The 16,916-nt window shown below is 28.2% G+C and carries 18 protein-coding genes and 2 pseudogenes; 11 read left to right on the forward strand and 9 right to left on the reverse strand.

Annotated elements, in window-relative coordinates; translation table 11 throughout:
• Nucleotides 1-111: 111 nt before the first annotated feature.
• Genes AJ939_RS01930 through AJ939_RS01940 form a run of 3 tightly spaced genes read left to right on the forward strand, consistent with a single transcriptional unit; the run spans nucleotide 112 to nucleotide 2,383 of the window.
• Nucleotides 112-591 carry a GNAT family N-acetyltransferase gene (locus AJ939_RS01930; protein WP_002867426.1) on the forward strand — a complete coding sequence of 160 codons (480 nt, stop codon included), beginning with the start codon at nucleotides 112-114 and terminating at the stop codon, nucleotides 589-591.
• Complete coding sequence (locus AJ939_RS10840) at nucleotides 588-1,196, forward strand: uracil-DNA glycosylase family protein (RefSeq protein ID WP_070210213.1); 609 nt, start codon at nucleotides 588-590, stop codon at nucleotides 1,194-1,196. Before AJ939_RS01930 ends, AJ939_RS10840 begins: the two co-directional genes overlap by 4 nt.
• The gene (locus AJ939_RS01940; RefSeq protein WP_070233116.1) at nucleotides 1,193-2,383 is read left to right on the forward strand and encodes a hypothetical protein; all 1,191 of its coding nucleotides are present in this window, start codon (nucleotides 1,193-1,195) and stop codon (nucleotides 2,381-2,383) included. Before AJ939_RS10840 ends, AJ939_RS01940 begins: the two co-directional genes overlap by 4 nt.
• Here AJ939_RS01940 and AJ939_RS01945 read toward each other — a convergent pair.
• A complete protein-coding gene (locus AJ939_RS01945) occupies nucleotides 2,375-2,749 on the reverse strand; it encodes a YbgC/FadM family acyl-CoA thioesterase (protein WP_002871461.1) in 375 nt (124 codons plus the stop codon). The genes AJ939_RS01940 and AJ939_RS01945 overlap by 9 nt on opposite strands.
• Nucleotides 2,750-3,053: 304 nt before the next feature.
• On the opposite strand from AJ939_RS01945, the pseudogene AJ939_RS11075 reads away from it, so the two are divergent.
• The 4 genes and pseudogenes from AJ939_RS11075 to AJ939_RS01965 all read left to right on the forward strand — a co-directional run.
• Nucleotides 3,054-3,623 (forward strand): annotated as a pseudogene (locus AJ939_RS11075) (hypothetical protein); the annotation flags it as partial.
• Nucleotides 3,624-3,662: 39 nt separating this feature from the next.
• A pseudogene (locus tag AJ939_RS01955) lies at nucleotides 3,663-4,132 on the forward strand (ShlB/FhaC/HecB family hemolysin secretion/activation protein); the annotation flags it as partial.
• Nucleotides 4,133-4,205: 73 nt separating this feature from the next.
• Nucleotides 4,206-5,096 (forward strand): tRNA 5-methoxyuridine(34)/uridine 5-oxyacetic acid(34) synthase CmoB, encoded by an 891-nt coding sequence (gene cmoB, locus AJ939_RS01960; protein WP_074470040.1) that lies wholly within the window; start codon nucleotides 4,206-4,208, stop codon nucleotides 5,094-5,096.
• Between the two features lie 72 nt (nucleotides 5,097-5,168).
• Complete coding sequence (locus tag AJ939_RS01965) at nucleotides 5,169-5,747, forward strand: hypothetical protein (RefSeq protein ID WP_002873190.1); 579 nt, start codon at nucleotides 5,169-5,171, stop codon at nucleotides 5,745-5,747.
• On the opposite strand, the gene AJ939_RS01970 is transcribed toward AJ939_RS01965, so the two are convergent.
• On the reverse strand, nucleotides 5,748-5,921 hold the full coding sequence (locus tag AJ939_RS01970; protein ID WP_044779503.1) for a hypothetical protein: 174 nt from the start codon (nucleotides 5,919-5,921) through the stop codon (nucleotides 5,748-5,750). It lies immediately after the preceding gene.
• 8 nt (nucleotides 5,922-5,929) lie between these two features.
• Nucleotides 5,930-6,457 (reverse strand): thermonuclease family protein, encoded by a 528-nt coding sequence (locus tag AJ939_RS01975; RefSeq protein ID WP_070233110.1) that lies wholly within the window; start codon nucleotides 6,455-6,457, stop codon nucleotides 5,930-5,932.
• Nucleotides 6,458-6,524: 67 nt separating this feature from the next.
• Between AJ939_RS01975 and AJ939_RS01980 the strand changes: the two genes are divergently transcribed.
• Complete coding sequence (locus AJ939_RS01980; RefSeq protein ID WP_044779504.1) at nucleotides 6,525-7,793, forward strand: M20/M25/M40 family metallo-hydrolase; 1,269 nt, start codon at nucleotides 6,525-6,527, stop codon at nucleotides 7,791-7,793.
• Here the strand turns inward: AJ939_RS01980 and AJ939_RS01985 are convergent.
• A complete protein-coding gene (locus tag AJ939_RS01985) occupies nucleotides 7,776-9,023 on the reverse strand; it encodes an MFS transporter (RefSeq protein WP_044779505.1) in 1,248 nt (415 codons plus the stop codon). The two genes, AJ939_RS01980 and AJ939_RS01985, sit on opposite strands and share 18 nt — an antisense overlap.
• A 39-nt stretch (nucleotides 9,024-9,062) precedes the next feature.
• A complete protein-coding gene (locus AJ939_RS01990; protein ID WP_070233108.1) occupies nucleotides 9,063-9,902 on the reverse strand; it encodes a cysteine ABC transporter substrate-binding protein in 840 nt (279 codons plus the stop codon).
• A gap of 220 nt (nucleotides 9,903-10,122) precedes the next feature.
• Between AJ939_RS01990 and jlpA the strand changes: the two genes are divergently transcribed.
• Together jlpA and AJ939_RS02000 are read left to right on the forward strand one after the other, a co-directional pair.
• Complete coding sequence (jlpA, locus tag AJ939_RS01995) at nucleotides 10,123-11,241, forward strand: lipoprotein adhesin JlpA (RefSeq protein WP_070276548.1); 1,119 nt, start codon at nucleotides 10,123-10,125, stop codon at nucleotides 11,239-11,241.
• Nucleotides 11,242-11,332: 91 nt separating this feature from the next.
• Nucleotides 11,333-12,073 (forward strand): YaaA family protein, encoded by a 741-nt coding sequence (locus AJ939_RS02000; protein WP_070233103.1) that lies wholly within the window; start codon nucleotides 11,333-11,335, stop codon nucleotides 12,071-12,073.
• A gap of 3 nt (nucleotides 12,074-12,076) precedes the next feature.
• Here the strand turns inward: AJ939_RS02000 and AJ939_RS02005 are convergent, their stop codons facing one another.
• Together AJ939_RS02005 and AJ939_RS02010 are read right to left on the reverse strand one after the other, a co-directional pair.
• Nucleotides 12,077-13,228, reverse strand: coding sequence for a M20 aminoacylase family protein (locus tag AJ939_RS02005; protein ID WP_044779510.1), 1,152 nt, complete (start codon nucleotides 13,226-13,228; stop codon nucleotides 12,077-12,079).
• 13 nt (nucleotides 13,229-13,241) lie between these two features.
• Nucleotides 13,242-14,450 carry a CynX/NimT family MFS transporter gene (locus AJ939_RS02010; protein WP_070233101.1) on the reverse strand — a complete coding sequence of 403 codons (1,209 nt, stop codon included), beginning with the start codon at nucleotides 14,448-14,450 and terminating at the stop codon, nucleotides 13,242-13,244.
• A gap of 232 nt (nucleotides 14,451-14,682) precedes the next feature.
• Here AJ939_RS02010 and AJ939_RS02020 point away from each other — a divergent pair, with 232 nt between their 5' ends.
• Nucleotides 14,683-14,889, forward strand: coding sequence for a membrane protein (locus AJ939_RS02020; RefSeq protein WP_002853356.1), 207 nt, complete (start codon nucleotides 14,683-14,685; stop codon nucleotides 14,887-14,889).
• 2 nt (nucleotides 14,890-14,891) lie between these two features.
• Here AJ939_RS02020 and AJ939_RS02025 read toward each other — a convergent pair whose 3' ends face one another.
• The gene (locus AJ939_RS02025) at nucleotides 14,892-15,653 is read right to left on the reverse strand and encodes a DUF5416 family protein (protein WP_074470038.1); all 762 of its coding nucleotides are present in this window, start codon (nucleotides 15,651-15,653) and stop codon (nucleotides 14,892-14,894) included.
• The gene (locus tag AJ939_RS02030; RefSeq protein WP_070233096.1) at nucleotides 15,650-16,915 is read right to left on the reverse strand and encodes a (Fe-S)-binding protein; all 1,266 of its coding nucleotides are present in this window, start codon (nucleotides 16,913-16,915) and stop codon (nucleotides 15,650-15,652) included. The genes AJ939_RS02025 and AJ939_RS02030 overlap by 4 nt, the downstream gene beginning before the upstream one ends.
• Nucleotide 16,916 lies beyond the last annotated feature (1 nt).

The raw sequence follows: 16,916 nt of genomic DNA on the forward strand, positions 1-16,916 counted from the left end.
TTATAAAATAAACTTGTATTTTATCTTAATCTTACTTATAAATTGCTTTTAATTAAGAGTAATTTTTAAATTCTTTTGATAAATTTTGAAATTATTTTTAAAAGGTTAAAAATGTCAGAATTTAAAATTATTGATTTAAGACAAGAAGATTTAGATATTTTACAAGAAATGATCATAGAATTTGCAAAATACGAAGATATGTTAGATTTTCTTCAATGCACGAAAGAAAAACTGGAACATTCTTTACTAAAAAATAAATTTGCTCGTGCTTTTTTGTTAAAAGAAAATGAAAAAACTATAGGCTACATGATTTATTTTTATACTTTTTCATCTTTTTGGGGTAGCGGTGGAATTTATCTTGAAGATATTTATATACGAGAAAATTTTCGTAAAAAAGGTTATGGAAAAGCTGTTTTTAAATTTTTAGGAGAAATTTGCAAAAAAGAAAATTTAAAAAGACTCGACTGGGTTTGCTTAAATGATAATATTTTAGGTATTAATTTTTATGAAAGTTTAAACGCTAAACATCTTAAACAATGGAGAAATTATCGTCTAAGTGGAGAAAATTTAGAAAAATTGTGTGATTTATGATAAGAAGTCTTTATTATTTAAAAGCTATGGGATTTAACTTTGTTGATACACATATAAACCGCTTTGAACAAGCACAAAATTTTCAAGAATTAAAACAACTTGTTTCATCTTGCGCCTTATGTCAATTTTCCAAAACAAGAAAATTTAGTCTTATGGAACCTAAAATAAAAAATGTCAAATTGCTAATTCTTGATGTTTTTGGGCAAAAGAGTGAAAATGAAAGTGGAATTTTACTTAATTCAAAAAAAGGTGAAAAATTAAAACACTATATTTATCAAATTTTAGGGCTTTGCGATGAAGATTTTTATTTTTCTTATTTATTTAAATGTTTTTGTAATGGAAAATTTGATGATTTTTCGCTACAATCTTGCTTACCATTTTTCTGGAACGAACTAAAACTGATTCAACCTGCTTTTTTACTTTGTCTAGGAGAATACACATTTAAAAGCTTGGGATTTAAAGATTATCACATTTTAAAAGGTGAAGTTTTTGCTTATAAAAATTTTTTCATAATGCCAAGTTATGATTTAGATTTTATAGAAAAAAATCCAAGTTATGAAAAAAATTTCATACAAGATTTAAAAAAAATTAAAGGATTTTTATGAAAAAAATATTTTTAATATTTTTCTTATCTTGCTTTTTGCTTAGTGCAAAAGAGCAAAAATTAGTCGATGTAAAACCTGTTGAAAATTTTTATCCTAAATTAAGCGTTCAAGAATGCAACGCAAACTGTCTTTTTGATCTTTTAGAATCAAGATTGTATCTTAGTTTTTTAAGTGAATTTGCAGATCAAAACGATCAATTTTTATCTAATGTTTATGCAAAATTATTAAATTCCATTACTGATTTTGAAAAAAATGTTCAAAAAATTACTTCTGTTAAACTTGCGATAATTATCCCAGAAAAAACCATAAAAAGCTACTCAAATACTATAATAAATTCAAGCATAGCCTATCTTTTAAGACAAAGAGCTGAAATCAAAGTAAAAGTTTTTTTAACTGGCACAGAAGATAGTGATAAAATTCGAGCCGCGCTTGATGCAGCACAAGCTCAAGGATATCAGTATGCCATAGCTGGATTTACTCTAAAAGGTGCCAATGAGTTGAAAAATTACTCAGGAAATATGAAAATTTTTATACCGACCATCCATAAAAACAACATACAATTTTCAAATCAAAATATTATTTTTGGAAGTATTGACTATGATGCTCAAATTACCACACTTTTAAGCAAATCAAATGCTAATATCGCAATATTTAGCGATGGCTCTGCCTTATCAAGCAATCTAAATTCAAGAATTCTTGCTCAAAATAATAATGCTAGAATATATACCATAGAAGGCGAGAAGCTTGATTTTAGCAGACTTTTAAGATCACAAGGCGGAGTTAATAATGCCTCAATATTTTTTAACACTCCATTGATCAAAACAGCTCTAGCAAGTTCTCAACTAAGAATTTATAACATTCATCCTTATGTGCTTTTATCCACTCAAATCAACTATAATCCAACATTTTTAAGTTTAACACAACAAGGAGATAGAGAAAATTTCATCATTGCTAATTCTATCAATAACCACGATGATAACTTAGTCTATCTTAATGAAATTTTTAATCAAAGTATAGATTATAACTGGATTGCTTATGCCACTAGTATAGGAGTTGATTACTTTTATACCGAATTCTTAAATAAAAAAAGTGAAAGTTTATTTGATGAGAAAATCAAAAATTCTCAAGTTGATTACAAAGTGCGTCTTATGCAAGGCAAACAAGCAAGCTTTGAAGAATTAAAATAATTCTTCAAAGAGCTTTTTTAACTGCATATCCATTCTAGCTGGTTTTTCGTTTTTAATAAAAGCTAAAGTTAATTCCATTTTAAAAAGCAAAATTTCATCTTTATAAATTTCTTGTGAAATTTCCACAGAAGCATTTTTGACTTCTAAAATTTTTGTTTTAATCTCTATTATATCTCCAAGTTTTGCAGGTTTTAAGAAATTGCAATTTGCTTTTGCAAGCAAAAAATGTCCCTTAGACGCATCAAAAATATCTACTTTTTTATTGAAAAAAATTTCACTTCTTGCTCTCTCACAAAATTTTAAATAATTACTATGATACACCACTCCACCCGCATCAGTATCTTCATAATACACACGCATTTTCATCGCTTTACCTTAAAAAATATTTTACATTTAAAAAACATTAGATTATACAACGGAAATTCTTTGATATCGCTTTTTAGCTTATATTAAAATTCCGTCCAATATTAATTTAATAAAGCTTTTTAATAATATTAAATATATATTATAAAAAATAAAATTAAAAAATAACTTTTTTATTATTAATATTATTTAAATATTTTATTTATAATTAATATACTTAAGAATATTATAATTACGCTTTCTTTTGATAATATTTACAGATATTGTTAAATAGTTAAAATATAATAATCAATATTTAAGGATATCTATGCCAGCCATTAAGCTTTTTAACTTCACGGGGAGGGGTGTAGAGAAATTTTGTTTTAAACTTTCTATTGTTACCTTCTTAAGCATCAATGCTTTTAGTCACTCAAGCAAATACTACAGACAATCGAAATTTCAATATTCCAGAGTATTATTTTAATGATAACAAACTTTATGATAAAACCAATTCTACTTATAAAAACCCCAAGGTATAAATTATTATTCTAAGAGTTCTAAACATGATATTAACAATATTACTTTAATTTATAACAATACTAAAGTTAATATTATAAATATAAACGATTTAAATTTTAAACATTATTTACTTGCTTCTGATATGAGAGAAGATAAAGTTCTTTCTTTTAATAGTGTCAATACAGCTAATCATAGTAATAAAAACAGTTAGAGCACTTCCTTTTTTAATCATAGCAAAAACCGATTATGCTAATGCAAGTTATAATAAACTTATATTAGAACAAGGAGAACTTAGTTCAGTTTTTTATCTTAAACCTAAAGATACTCATATAAAAATCTTAGCAGTTCTAAAAGCAATCAACGCATGAATTTCTTAATGAGGTATAGAAACAAGCAAAGTAGATGGAGTAGAATTTGAAAATTTGCTAAACTTAATGTCAATCTTAACAATACTTATTTCTTTAATGATACCTTTACTCATCTTTTTAGCTTAAATTATCAACAAGTTATTAATGAATCTATTTATACTAGATAATAGTAAAACTATATCTTTAGTAGGTCCTTATGGAGTAAGGGTTTATAATAATGAAGATAGAGATAATGCTGTAGTAGCTAGCTTTGGACTTAGAATGACTACTCCTTTGAAAGATTTTTATATCACTCCTTTTTATGATATAGGTTATTCTTGGTGTGAGAATGTTTCTAAACTATATAGAGTAAGTGAAACAAACTATATGGATACCTATGATTTGCAACTGCTTTATAATAAAACAGGAAATTTTTATGTTAAGCTTGATTTAGCTAAAGCTTTATAAAAATGATGATTATAGTTCTAAAGCTTATGTGAGTTTTGGGAAGTATTTTGAGTTTTTAAAAATTTATTTTTGATCAAATATTTAATACATATGAGATTTATATTGCCATAAAAGCTTTTAATGTTATAATTTAGCATTAAAAGCAAATGTCAAGGATAAAAATGCAAGAAAATTTACTCAAAAAACAATTTCTAAATCACCCTTTATACGCTAAAATTCAAGAACTTAAAGCTCTCAATCTTGCTTGTAATTTTTCTTTAGATGATAGTGTAAATTTATCTACAAATTCTCAAGCCAAAGATGAAATCCTAGCTATAACAAAAGAACTTAAACCATGGAGAAAAGGTCCTTTTAAAATAGACGATCTTTTCATCGATACAGAATGGCAAAGTTTTATTAAATTTAATATTTTAAAGCCTTTTATGAACGAAATTTCTCAAAAATGCGTTGCTGATATAGGCTGTAATAATGGTTATTATATGTTTAAAATGCTTGAATTTAATCCTGCAAAACTCATAGGTTTTGATCCTTCTATCAAATACCGTTTGCAATTTGAACTCATTAACGCTTTAGCTAAAACTCCTATAGAATACGAACTTTTAGGCGTAGAAGATCTTCCAAGCTATGGCTTGAAATTTGATGTGATTTTCTGTCTTGGGGTGATTTATCATAGAAGTGATCCTATAAAAATGCTAAAAGATTTAAAAGCAGGACTTAATAAAAATGGAGTTGTTTTTTTAGATACCATGTATATAGAAGATGAGAGAGAAATCGCTCTTGTGCCTAATAAAACTTATTCTAAAATTCCAAATATTTATTTTGTACCAAGCATTAGTGCATTAAAAAACTGGTGTGAAAGAGCAGGATTTAAAGAATTTGAAGTTTTGGCTACAAAAAAAACCGATGAAAACGAACAAAGAAAAACAGAATGGATAGACTCTTTTTCGCTGGAAAATTTCTTAGATCCAAAGGATAAAAATCTTACCATTGAAGGCTATGAAGCACCCAAAAGAGTTTATATACGCATTAAAATATAAATTCTTTTTATTTTTTGCCGATATTGAATTTTAGATATTTTGAAGTAGATAAGTAGAATTTAAAGGTTAGATATGGCAAAAAAAGATAATTTTGAAGAATATGCACAACTTGAAGAATACGCATCTGCAGAAGATATATCTCGTGTTAGAGCAGAATTACTCACTTGTCCTGAATTAAACACCTCGCTTGCTGGAACCATTATAGAAATTGATAAAAACTATGCCAAATCAATTTTAATAACCACAAGCGAAATGGTAGCAGATGATCAAGGATTGATTTTTGATGCCTTTATTTTCGCTGCAGCAAACTATGTAGCACAAGCCTCTATCAATAAAGAATTTTCAGTGATTATTGGATCAAAATGTTTTTTTTATGCTCCGCTTAAATTAGGCGATGTTTTAGAACTTGAAGCTCATGCACTTTTTGACGAAACCTCCAAAAAAAGAGATGTAAAAGTGGTCGGGCATGTTAAAGAAATTAAAATGTTTGAAGGAACGATACAAGTTGTTAGCACTGATGAGCATATATTTAAACTCAAGCGTCCGCCACTTAATACTGTTAAACCTACAGAAAATCAAGAACAAGGTGCCAAAATCAACAATCCAGAAGCCGTAGCAGCTGCATTAATGGCCTCTGTGGGTGGAAAATAATCAAGGAGTCATTTTAATATCCACCCAATTCTTTGGGCAATCCTTATGATAAGTTCCACTTCCATCATAATATTCTTTGCAATCATCATAAAAACGATTTGAAATTCCTCTTTCATTTACAAAACATCCAGAAATTCCTAAAACTAATAGTATCATTAAAGTATATTTTTTCATGTTTTTCCTTAGAATTTATTGTGTTTTCTCCATTTATAAGGCTCTATAGGATTACCCTCTTTCCAAAGACCTAAATGATTTTTCTTAGCATTTTCTTGTTCTTTAATATAAGCATTACTATAGTAAGTATCAGCCCAAGCATAGCCTTTGCTTACTAAAAATTGATTAATATCAACATTATTAAGCTTTACAATAGCAACAATTCTACCATAAGTATCTTTATTTTTATAAATAATTTCAACTTGTTTACCGCTTAAAATTCTACTTAAAGCTTCTTTTGATTGCTTTCCAAAACTTTGCTTAAGTTCTGGTGCATCTATACCAAAAAATCTTATTCTAGCGAGTTTGTTTTCATGATTAACTTCTATAGTATCTCCATCAATAATTCTAACTACTTTTCCTTCAAAACTAGAATTTTGGGCAATATAATTCTGGATAAAAACAACTACAAGAGTAAAAATTAATACAGAAAAAAGTTTTTTTGGATCACTTAGTAATTTTCTTAAATTAAATAATTTTTTATAATTTATTCTCATTTTTTAATCATTTTGCCTTTAAATTTTAAAAAATATGCCATAATTTTATCAAAACAAAGGAGATAAAATGCAAAATGTTATAGAAAATTTTAAACAATTATGTAAAATTCCTCATTGCAGTTATGAAACAGAACAAATGAAAGAATTTTTAAGCTCTTATGCTAAAGATAAAGGCTTTAAAGTGAGTGTAGATAAAGCAGGAAATATCCGTGCCATAAAAGGCAAACCAAAAATTTGCTTACAAAGCCATTATGATATGGTCTGTATGGGCGATGCACCAAACTTAGAAGTTTATGAAGAAAATGGCTTTTTAAGAGCCAAAAATTCAAGTCTTGGCGCGGATAATGGTATAGGTATAGCCATCATGATGAGCGCTATGGCTGAATTTGAAAATTTAGAGTGTCTTTTTACAAACGATGAAGAAGTAGGACTCATGGGAGTGAATTCACTCGAGCACACTTTAGAATCTAAAATGCTTTTAAATTTAGATCATGAAAGCGATGATGAGATCATGATAGGCTGTGCAGGTGGAGTAGATATAGAAGCTAGCTTGCCTTTTAATACCCTTAGAAAAAAGGGTAAAATTTATGAGCTTTGCGCGCAAAATTTTAAAGGTGGACACTCAGGCATAAATATCGTACGCAACGAAAAAAGCTCCATCAAAGAAATGGCTAAATTCATACAAGAAAATAAAGGAGAAATCATTTCTTTTGAAGGTGGAGAAAGAATCAATTCTATACCTAAACACGCCAAAGCTTTAGTGCATTTTAAAAATGAAGTAAAGAGCAATAACTGGATAAAATGCGATTTTAAAGAAGAAGGTGAATTTGAAATTTGCGATCAAAGTAACAAACTTTTAAGCCTTATAAATTCTTTTACTCATGGAGTTAGAGCTTATGATGAAAATCTAGGTATAATTCAAACAAGCATTAACCTAGCTACTTTAAGAATGCAAGATAAACAAATCAAATTCGCACTTTTTGCAAGATCTAATATACTTGATGGACTTAAGCAAGTAGAATTTGAAACTTTAGAATTTTTCAAGGCTTTTGATTTTAAAGTAAGAAGTTTTAATTTCTATCCACCTTGGGAAGGCAAACCAAACGCACTTAGCGACATGGTTTTTAAAGCGCTTAAAAAAGTATCGCCTAATGCCAAAGTTTCAGCTATCCATGCAGGGCTTGAGTGTGGCATTATAGAGAAAAAACAAGAGCTTTTATGCGCTTCTATAGGTCCAAATATCCATAATCCTCATTCAACTGATGAGCATTGCGAAATCGCTTCAGTTGAAAAAATATCTAAGGTTGTTTTTGAAGTTTTAAAAGACAATGCTTAATTCTTTAATCTTGCTTCTTGCAAAAACGCGTTTTAACAAAAACACACAAAGCAAGGAGCAAGATCCCACTATAGCAAGATAAATACCTAAATACTCTTTATAAAAAGCATTGACTATAAAAGGGGTTAAAAAACCTAAAATCGCATAAGAAATATTATAAGCAAAACTAAGCCCGCTAAATTTAAGTTCGCTTTTAAAAATTTGCGTCATAAAAACAGGCGCGAAAGTAATAATACCTTGTGCAAAACAAGCCAGTAAAAAATAAAATAAAAAATTCTCATCATAAAAACTAAAAAGCACACCAAAAATAATAAAAGCTATACTAAAAATAGAACAAATCCTATAGCTTCCCCATTTGCTTGCTAAAAAACCTTGAAATAAAGCTCCAAAAATCACCGCTAAAATAGCAAAATTTTGCACCCATAAAGCAGAAGTTTTACTCATAGCTAAAAGACTTTCAAAATACTTAGGCAAAATCATCAAAGTTGCCACACCGCTTGTTAAAACCATAGTCATTAAAAAACAAACAAGCATACTCATTTTATGAGTTTTTAAAGCTTCAAACAATGGAAAATTTAAAATTTTCTTTTCATTTTGAACTTTTATAAATTCTGGAGTTTCGCTGAGTTTATTTCTTAAAAACAAAGCTAAAATTCCAAAAAATCCTCCTATGATAAAAGGAATTCTCCAAGCATAGCTTTGAACTTCTTCTGGGGTAAAATAAGATCTTATGCCTAAAGTGGCAATATTTCCTAGCAATAAACCTATGGTTAAAGTCGCTGAAATAAAACCAAGAGCTAAAGGAATTTGGCACCCTTTGACAAATTCGCTCACATAAATCCAAGCTCCGCTCACCTCAGTTCCAACGGCTAAACCTTGCAAAATACGAATAGTGAATAAAATCAAAGTAGCAAATATACCTATACTTTCATAACTTGGCAAAAAAGCTAAAGCAAAACTAGGCAAAACCATCAAAAGCATAGAAATATAAAAAATATTCTTTCTTCCATATCTATCAGCAAAATGTGCCATCACAATAGAACCAAAAGGACGCGCTAAATAAGCAGCACCAAAGGCTATATAAGCATTTATCTGCATCCAAAAAGCATCATTTTGCGGAAAGAATACCTTAGCAAAAATATCCAAAAAAAAAGCAAAAAGCACAAAATCATAAAATTCTAAAATTCCACCCAAAGAAGCATAAATAATATTTTTGTATTTTTTTTGCATATTTTATCCTAAATCAACTAAAGGGCAAAAAGCCCTTTATTAAATTTTTCCACCTTCAATCACTACATCATCAGCCTTAACATCATCTCCAAAATGAACTTTTAAAGTTTCATCATAAGCCTTGTGAAAAAACTGCTCTTGGCCTAGTTTAATGATCAAATTATCGATAAATTCTTTAAGTTCTTTATCACCTTTTTTAACTGCTGGTGCGATAACATCTTTGTTACCTAACTCTTTGATACCCATTTTAAAATCAGGATGATCTTTCACCCAAGCAAAAAGCAAGGTATTATCATGACTTAAAGCATCGCCTCTTTTATCCATCAAAGCGGCAAAAGTTTCAGTATTTTGATCGTATTTTAAAGTTTTAATATTAGGATAATTTTGCGTAAAATACGCATCCGCTGTTGTGCCTTTGTTTAAAAGTAAAGTTTTATCTTTTAAATCTTCTACGCTAGTTATATTACTATCCTTTGGCACAGCTACGCCTAAAGCTACCTTCATATAAGGCAAGCAAAAATCAACCTGTTCAGATCTTTCTGGAGTTTGAGTAAAATTAGCCAAAATAATATCTACTTTATTTGATTTTAAAAACTCAACCCTATTTGCAGCTTCAACAAGAACAAATTGCACCTTATTTTCATCGCCAAAAAGTTCTTTTGCTATGCGTTTAGCTAAAGCTATATCATAGCCTTGATTGTTTCCTTTTTCATCCACATAACCAAAAGGTGGTTTATCGCCAAATACCCCAATCCTAATAACTCCATTTTGCTTGATCTTATCAAGAGAATTTAAAGTTTTAGAGTCAGAATTTCCTCCACAAGCAGCCAATACTACTGCAACAAAGGCCGTTAAAACACTTAGAAGTATTTTTTTCATACATTTCCTTTCTTTAAAAATAAGCTTAAAGCTATTGCAAAAATATATAATAATTGCAAAGTTAATTATACTTAAAATTATAAATAATGCATTTGAAACAAACTAAAAAGATTTTCCTATGTGTAAAAATGTAATTAATCTCACACTCTCTTTTAGCATTGTTTAAATTTTAAGTAAAAAAAGATATAATCTTTGTTTTAAAATTTTTAAGGAGAAAACTATGAAAAAAGGTATTTTTCTCTCTATTGGAATAGCTGTTTTGTTTTCAGCTTGCGGAAATTCCATAGATGAAAAAACAGTTAAAAAATATGAAAATCAACTAAATCAAACAGTTAAACAAGAAATTGCAAACCTTTCTCAGGATTCTGGAATAAAGATTGAATTTTCTGATTTTAAATGCAATGCAGATGGTGATTTTATAGCGTGTTTAAGTTCAAATTTCAAAACTCTTGCAAAAGATAACAACGATGAGTATCAAGAACTATTTCAAGCAAAAAATATCAAAATTCGCTCAAATGAAATTTACAAAGGCGAAGCAAATACATCAATTAACATTAAAGAATATTACAACGATCTTTTTAAAAACCAAAAAAGCATACAATCAAATTTGGTTTTTGAAGATTTTAAACTTGGAGAAAAAGTTGTTAGTGACATCAATGCAAGCTTATTTCAACAAGATCCAAAAATCAGCTCTTTTATCAATAAATTAAGCTCGGATTCTTATACTTTATCATTTGATAACTCCATAAACAAACAAGAAAACAATTATCTAGATAATCTTAATATAAAATTTTATAACGCAAAATTAAATTTCAATACAAATCTAAATATAAATCTAAAAGAAGATCTACTTAATTACCTTGATTCTAAGGGTATAAAATTTAACACTCAAACTTTAGCTATGGATGAACAAGCTATCAATGAACTTCTTAATATAGCAAACTACGAACAAGCTTCAGATTTTAGCAATACAATCCAAAAATACATCATCTTAAATAATTTTAAAATTGATTCAACTCTTAAAACCGAAGGCGTATTTAGTAGCTATATAGCAACTGCTAAGGAAAATTTACAAACCTTAAAAGCTCAAAGTCAAAATGAAGAACAAACATTAATCTTTGATAAAGCTTTAGCTATTTTAAACAATATCACTCAAAATGATGATTATAAACTCAATCTTGATTTAAAATTTAAAAACATCCCTGTTAGTGACTATAGCACACAAGGAATCGACAGCATAGAAAAACTAAGCATCAACAATCAAGACGCCACAGAAGCGTTAAAAATTATACTTCCATTTATCATGTTTTCTATGTTAATGGGCGGAGCGTCGTTTTAAATTTTAAAATGATAAAAACTTCAAAAACATTAAAAGCAAGATTAAATTCTTTGCTCTTAATGTTTCATAACATTAACAAAAAAAGGCTAAAATGAAAATTTTATTCTCCCCTAGTGAAAGCAAAAATGAAAATTGCGTAAAAAATCCTATCAATGAAAACTCATTTATATTTAAAGAATTATTTCCTTATAGAATAAAAGCTTTAAAGCATTATGAAGAATTTATCAAAAACGCAAGTTTACAGAATTTACAAGAACTTTTTGGCATTAAAAATGAAAATGAAATTGATAAATTTAAACACAATTTAAAACAAGCTCCCACTCAAGAAGCTATATTGCTTTATACTGGGGTAAGTTATGAATATCTTAATTTTAAAGCTTTAGATAAAAAAAGTCAAGCTTATATTTTAGAAAATACTCTTATATTTTCTAATCTTTTTGGCGTTGTAAGAGCTAATGATACCCTACCCTTTTATAAATTCAAGCAAGGGGCTAAAATAGGAAATTTTGCCATAGAGAAATTTTATAAAGAACATTTTAGTAAAGCCTTAGATGAATACTTGGAAAATGAAGAAATACTTGACCTTAGAGCAGGATTTTATGATAAATTCTATACCCCAAAAAAGAAATTTTATACCTATAAATTTGTAAAAAATGGTAAAGTCATCAGTCATTTTGCTAAAGCTTATAGGGGAATTTTACTCTCCATAAGTGCAAAAAACCAAGTAAAAAACAATAAAGAGCTTTTAGCAAACCTTCCTTCAAACCTAAAACTCAAAGAAATTCAAATCAAAGGTTTAAAGGAAGAAATTGTGCTTGAAATTCTAGATTAGTTTTTATTTTAAGTATTTTAAAGCTAGCTTCGCATAATAACTTGCAGCCCTAGCTAAAAGCTTATCATTAAAAACATAACTAGAATTATGTAAATAAATGTCGTTTTCATTTTCTAAAAAAGCATAGGCACATTTTTTCATTTCGCAAAAAAATCCAAAATCCTCACTTGCCATTAAAGGACGATGATTAAATTCACAATTTTTTTCGCCAAATAATTCTTTTGCAACCTCACTAGCAAAATCCACAGCTTCATCGTTGTTCATAGTCACTGGTGCAACAACATTTTTATTGATTTTAATCTCTATATCATTAGCCTGTGCAATACCTTTACAAATTTTATAAATTTTTTCTTCAGTTAGTTTTCTAGTTTCATTATCTAATGCTCTAACACTCATTTTAATCGTTGCAATATCTGGAATGATATTAAAAGCATGCCCTGCATTAAAAGCTCCTATGCTTATAACTGCTGAATTTTGAGGATCAACATTGCGAGATACTATACTTTGCAAAGCCACCACAAGTAAAGAAGCAGCATAAATAGGATCTTTTGCCTTTTCTGGAGCACTTCCATGACCACCTCTTCCAATAACTTCAATGCTATAACTATCCGAAGAAGCCATCATCGCACCTTTTTTAAGATAAAATTTCTTATCGCTACCAAAAGGCATATTGTGCCATCCAAAAACATAATCACTATCAAATTTTTCAAACAATCCATCTTCTATCATTGCCTTAGCACCACCCAAACCCTCTTCAGCAGGTTGAAAATAAAGATTTAGAGTGCCATTAAAATTCTGATTTGCTAAATACTTTGCAGCAAGCAATAAAGAAGTAGTATGTCCATCATGACCGCAAGCATGCATTACATTTTCTTTTTTGCTTTTATAAGGCAAATTTGTGCATTCTTGTAAAGGCAAAGCATCCATATCTGCACGAAGTCCTATTTTTTTATCGTTATTTCCCTTTTTTAAAACCCCCACAACACCTGTTTTTCCTATTTCTTCATAAACCTCATAACCAAATTCTTTTAATTTTTGCGCCACTAATTTTGCAGTACATAATTCATCAAAACCAAGCTCAGGATTTTCATGAATTTGATGACGAATTTTTTCAAATTCGCCTTGTAAGTCTAGTATTTCTGGAATTAAATTCATTCTATTTTTCTCCTTATATAAAATTTTCTCTTCTAGGTAAAACAAATTGTGCTAAGATCGCTGAAATAAAAATCAAAGCAAAAATATAAACAAAACCCAAAGTAAAACTATGGGTTTTATCAACACTCCAAGATACTACCCATAGGTTAAATGATAGTATAACAAAGGTAATACTCCAAAAAGCACTCATAATATAAGCAGTTTGATTTGGATTAGAATTTTTTAATTCTGAAGGTAGATTAAAGAAAAATGGAAACCACATAGAATAAAAAATGCCTGATAACACAGCAAAAATCTGTATCAATACTAAATTTTGTAAAAACAACATACAAAATCCGCATATAAAAATACACGCTCCTCCAGACAATAGCATTATTTTAAAAGAAATATTTTTTCTTTTAAAAAATAATCCAAGATAAGGACCAAAAATAATAGCAAAATTAGCCAAGGCTGGAATTTCTTTTTTAGCAAAATCAGCTAATTCTTTACTAAAACCCGCATATTGCGCATAAAAAGTTGGTAAAAAAGTAAAAAGAGAATTTAAAAATAAAATAGGCCCTATGTAAAAAATAATCATACCCCAAGTAACACGAGATTTTAGAGCATAAATAAGATCTTTTGCATTATTCTTTTTTTCTTCTTTTTTATTCTCATCTTTACCTACAAAAAGCCACAAAATCAATAAAATCAAATTAATCCAAGCATAAAATGATAAAGAATCTCTCCAATTTCCAAAATAATTTGAGATACTTTCAGCTAAAACAAGTCCTAGGGTAATGCCTACCAAATTTGAAGTCATATTAAAACTAATTACAAAATGTAAAGCTTTTTTTTCAAACCATTGTTGTGCAATAGGCACTAAACAAACTAAAGCACAAGCTGAACCAAGCCCTGTTAAAAATCTTATAATCAAAATACCACTATAACTATCTACAAAACTTAAAAAGATACCCGAACTCATTAAAATACAGCCTAAAAAATATCCCTTTTTTAATCCGAATTTATAAACCAAAAAAGCAGTAAATGAAGCACCAAAAATTTTCGCAACTACTATCATACTAGTGATTAAAGTAGCTTGCTGAGTATTTAGAGCAAGATCATTTGAAATCAAGGGCATTAAAGACCCTGTTGCTGCCCAAGAGATACTAAAAACAGCATAAACACTAAAAATAATAAATTCAACCCCAATGCGTCTAAAATGAAATAAAAGTGATTTTTCCATATTAAAATCCTTTTTGGATATTTATTAAAATATAACATAAAAAAATGAGATATTTATTATCTTTGATTATTTTTTTAATTTAATTATTTTTTTATATATTTTTTTGTTACTTTTTGAAAATTTATATATAAGTTTAAAGATAAAAAAACTAAAATACAAAATAAAAACCCATAAAAGTTTTTTGAAGTATTTAAATGATATATTTCAAAATCTAGTTTTAAAAAGGAAAAATATGGAATTTTTAGCATTTATTTTTTTGATTATTATATTTTTATTTGTAGTCTTTATCATCGTTACTCGCTATGAAAAAAAGATAAAATTACTCAACCAAAACATACAAAACATGAAAGAAGATATAGCCGATCTTAAAGAAACAACTCAAAAAAATCGCTCTTTAATTGAAAAAAATCGCTCTAATATAGAAAATATAATAAAATAAAACTAAGAAAGATTTGCGATAAGTTTATAGTGTTTTTTCTGATTTATCATTAAAGTAAAAATTTTTTCACTTGAATTTTCGCTTTTATTTTTATAAATCATGCTTTTTAAAAACGGAAAAAGCATCGTACTAGAAGTTTTACCTTGTAAAATAATATGCATAGAACCTTTTAAAATTCCATACTTATAGCTCATACCGCTTGGAAATATATCAAGATTAAAACTTAAACTATCTTCATTACTATCATAATTTAAAATTTCAATTTTAACAAAGCTAATTTCTTGATCTTCTTGAGATAAATTTTTAAAAATTTCAAGTTTTTCATGTTTTTTGATAACAACAACTTCTTGCTTGCTTTCTTTAAAATCAGAAAGAAAATTTTCATTTTTAAAAATTCTTGAAAAAAATTTTAAATTTTTAAATTGCATACTTATTTGTTTTGTGTTTTCATGTATTATTTTTTCAGATTTTAAGATGTCATGTTTTATATTATCTTCTTGGTTTTGATTATCTTTGTTTGATTTCATGTCAAAATCTTCAACGATAATCATATCTTCACTATTACAAATATTAAAATGTTTTACAATTTCTTCAAAAGTAAAACTGTCATCACTAAATTCCAAAAGCTCTATATTTGAAGTGATAAAATCAACACCATCTCGTTCTTCAATCTTATCTTTAATCACAAAAGCATCAACACAAAAGCACGATCTTTGAATTTCATATTCAGAACTTTTGCCTTTAAATACTATCTTCATCATCACAAAGCTTTTGCTATAAGCTCTAAAGAACTAGCAAAAACAACCTTACTTGAATTTTGTTCTAATGCATTTGAAATTTGCATTCTACAAGCTGAACACTCGGCACTTACCACACTAGCCTTACTTTCATCGATCATTTGTGCTTTTTTAAGCCCTACACTTAAGGCTTTATCATAATAATCCGTTTGCATACTCACCCCGCCAAAACCGCAACAAGTATTAGAATTACTCATTTCCACAAAATGATAATTTGTTTTTAAAAGTTCTCTTGGCTCTTTAAAAACCCCTTGCATTTTTCTTGCATGGCAAGGATCGTGATAAGTAATGCTATAATTAAATTTATTTTTTGTTTTTAAAATTTCTTCCAAAGAAGTAAATTTATAAAAATACTCGCTAGCCATATATATCTTAGATGACACACATTTTGCGCGTTTTGCCCAGTCTAAATCATTTTGCATTATAAAAAAATGTTCATAATCTATCTTTAACATAGCCGAACAAGTGGCCTCAGGAACTATAATAGCATCTAATTTTTCTAATTTTTTTTCAAAATACTCAATATTTTTTTTAGCCAAAACTTCAACACTTTTAAAATCACCCGTAAAAAATTGCGGCGCTCCACAACACACTTGTTCTTTCATCAAATCCACATTGATTTTTAATTCCCTAGTGATTTTAAGCACTGCATTAGCCGTATCTATGTAAAAATAATTCGCCAAACAACCTACAAAAAAACCTATTGTTTTTTCTCCATCATTATTGATAAATTTTGGATTAGAATTTAAGAAACTTTTTTTATTAAAACTTGTAAGTAATCTTCCCTTTTTAACAAAAGGCATGGAAAATCTTGCCTTCATACCTGTATTTTCATTCTCATTTTGAATTTTAAACGCACAACTTTGAAACACATAGCCAAGCTTAGCTACCAAATCTAAAATTGTGCGTCTTCTTAAAAAGAAAAAAATAAGTTTTTTATACCAAGCTATACCAAATTTTTTAGCTATGTCATAACGAACTTCTTCTATGGCATTATCTACTCTTAATTTACTTGGACACACTTCAACACAATTGGTACATAAAAAACAAGATTCAAAAACTTTCTTAGCTTCTTTATCAAGTTCTAGAATTCCCTCTTTATAAGCAGATAAAAGATCTAAAAATCCTCTTGGACTGGTAATTTCATCGCGATTTTCTTCATGTATAGTACAAACAGGTATACATTTGCCACATTTAACACAAGCATCACTTATTTGACTAAATTTCATC

The sequence above is a fragment of the Campylobacter sp. BCW_6889 genome (assembly GCF_001762535.1).
Classification (GTDB): Bacteria; Campylobacterota; Campylobacteria; order Campylobacterales; family Campylobacteraceae; genus Campylobacter_D; species Campylobacter_D jejuni.

What these genes read in the sequence shown, in the direction of transcription:
- AJ939_RS02010 (WP_070233101.1), bottom strand. Translation starts at nt 14,450, where the DNA reads ATGGAAAAATCACTTTTATTTCATTTTAGACGCATTGGGGTTGAATTT.
- cmoB (WP_074470040.1), top strand. Translation starts at nt 4,206, where the DNA reads ATGTCAAGGATAAAAATGCAAGAAAATTTACTCAAAAAACAATTTCTA.
- AJ939_RS02030 (WP_070233096.1), bottom strand. Translation starts at nt 16,915, where the DNA reads ATGAAATTTAGTCAAATAAGTGATGCTTGTGTTAAATGTGGCAAATGT.
- AJ939_RS01945 (WP_002871461.1), bottom strand. Translation starts at nt 2,749, where the DNA reads ATGAAAATGCGTGTGTATTATGAAGATACTGATGCGGGTGGAGTGGTG.
- AJ939_RS01965 (WP_002873190.1), top strand. Translation starts at nt 5,169, where the DNA reads ATGGCAAAAAAAGATAATTTTGAAGAATATGCACAACTTGAAGAATAC.
- AJ939_RS10840 (WP_070210213.1), top strand. Translation starts at nt 588, where the DNA reads ATGATAAGAAGTCTTTATTATTTAAAAGCTATGGGATTTAACTTTGTT.
- AJ939_RS01930 (WP_002867426.1), top strand. Translation starts at nt 112, where the DNA reads ATGTCAGAATTTAAAATTATTGATTTAAGACAAGAAGATTTAGATATT.
- jlpA (WP_070276548.1), top strand. Translation starts at nt 10,123, where the DNA reads ATGAAAAAAGGTATTTTTCTCTCTATTGGAATAGCTGTTTTGTTTTCA.
- AJ939_RS01980 (WP_044779504.1), top strand. Translation starts at nt 6,525, where the DNA reads ATGCAAAATGTTATAGAAAATTTTAAACAATTATGTAAAATTCCTCAT.
- AJ939_RS02020 (WP_002853356.1), top strand. Translation starts at nt 14,683, where the DNA reads ATGGAATTTTTAGCATTTATTTTTTTGATTATTATATTTTTATTTGTA.
- AJ939_RS02000 (WP_070233103.1), top strand. Translation starts at nt 11,333, where the DNA reads ATGAAAATTTTATTCTCCCCTAGTGAAAGCAAAAATGAAAATTGCGTA.
- AJ939_RS01975 (WP_070233110.1), bottom strand. Translation starts at nt 6,457, where the DNA reads ATGAGAATAAATTATAAAAAATTATTTAATTTAAGAAAATTACTAAGT.
- AJ939_RS02005 (WP_044779510.1), bottom strand. Translation starts at nt 13,228, where the DNA reads ATGAATTTAATTCCAGAAATACTAGACTTACAAGGCGAATTTGAAAAA.
- AJ939_RS01990 (WP_070233108.1), bottom strand. Translation starts at nt 9,902, where the DNA reads ATGAAAAAAATACTTCTAAGTGTTTTAACGGCCTTTGTTGCAGTAGTA.
- AJ939_RS01985 (WP_044779505.1), bottom strand. Translation starts at nt 9,023, where the DNA reads ATGCAAAAAAAATACAAAAATATTATTTATGCTTCTTTGGGTGGAATT.
- AJ939_RS01940 (WP_070233116.1), top strand. Translation starts at nt 1,193, where the DNA reads ATGAAAAAAATATTTTTAATATTTTTCTTATCTTGCTTTTTGCTTAGT.
- AJ939_RS01970 (WP_044779503.1), bottom strand. Translation starts at nt 5,921, where the DNA reads ATGAAAAAATATACTTTAATGATACTATTAGTTTTAGGAATTTCTGGA.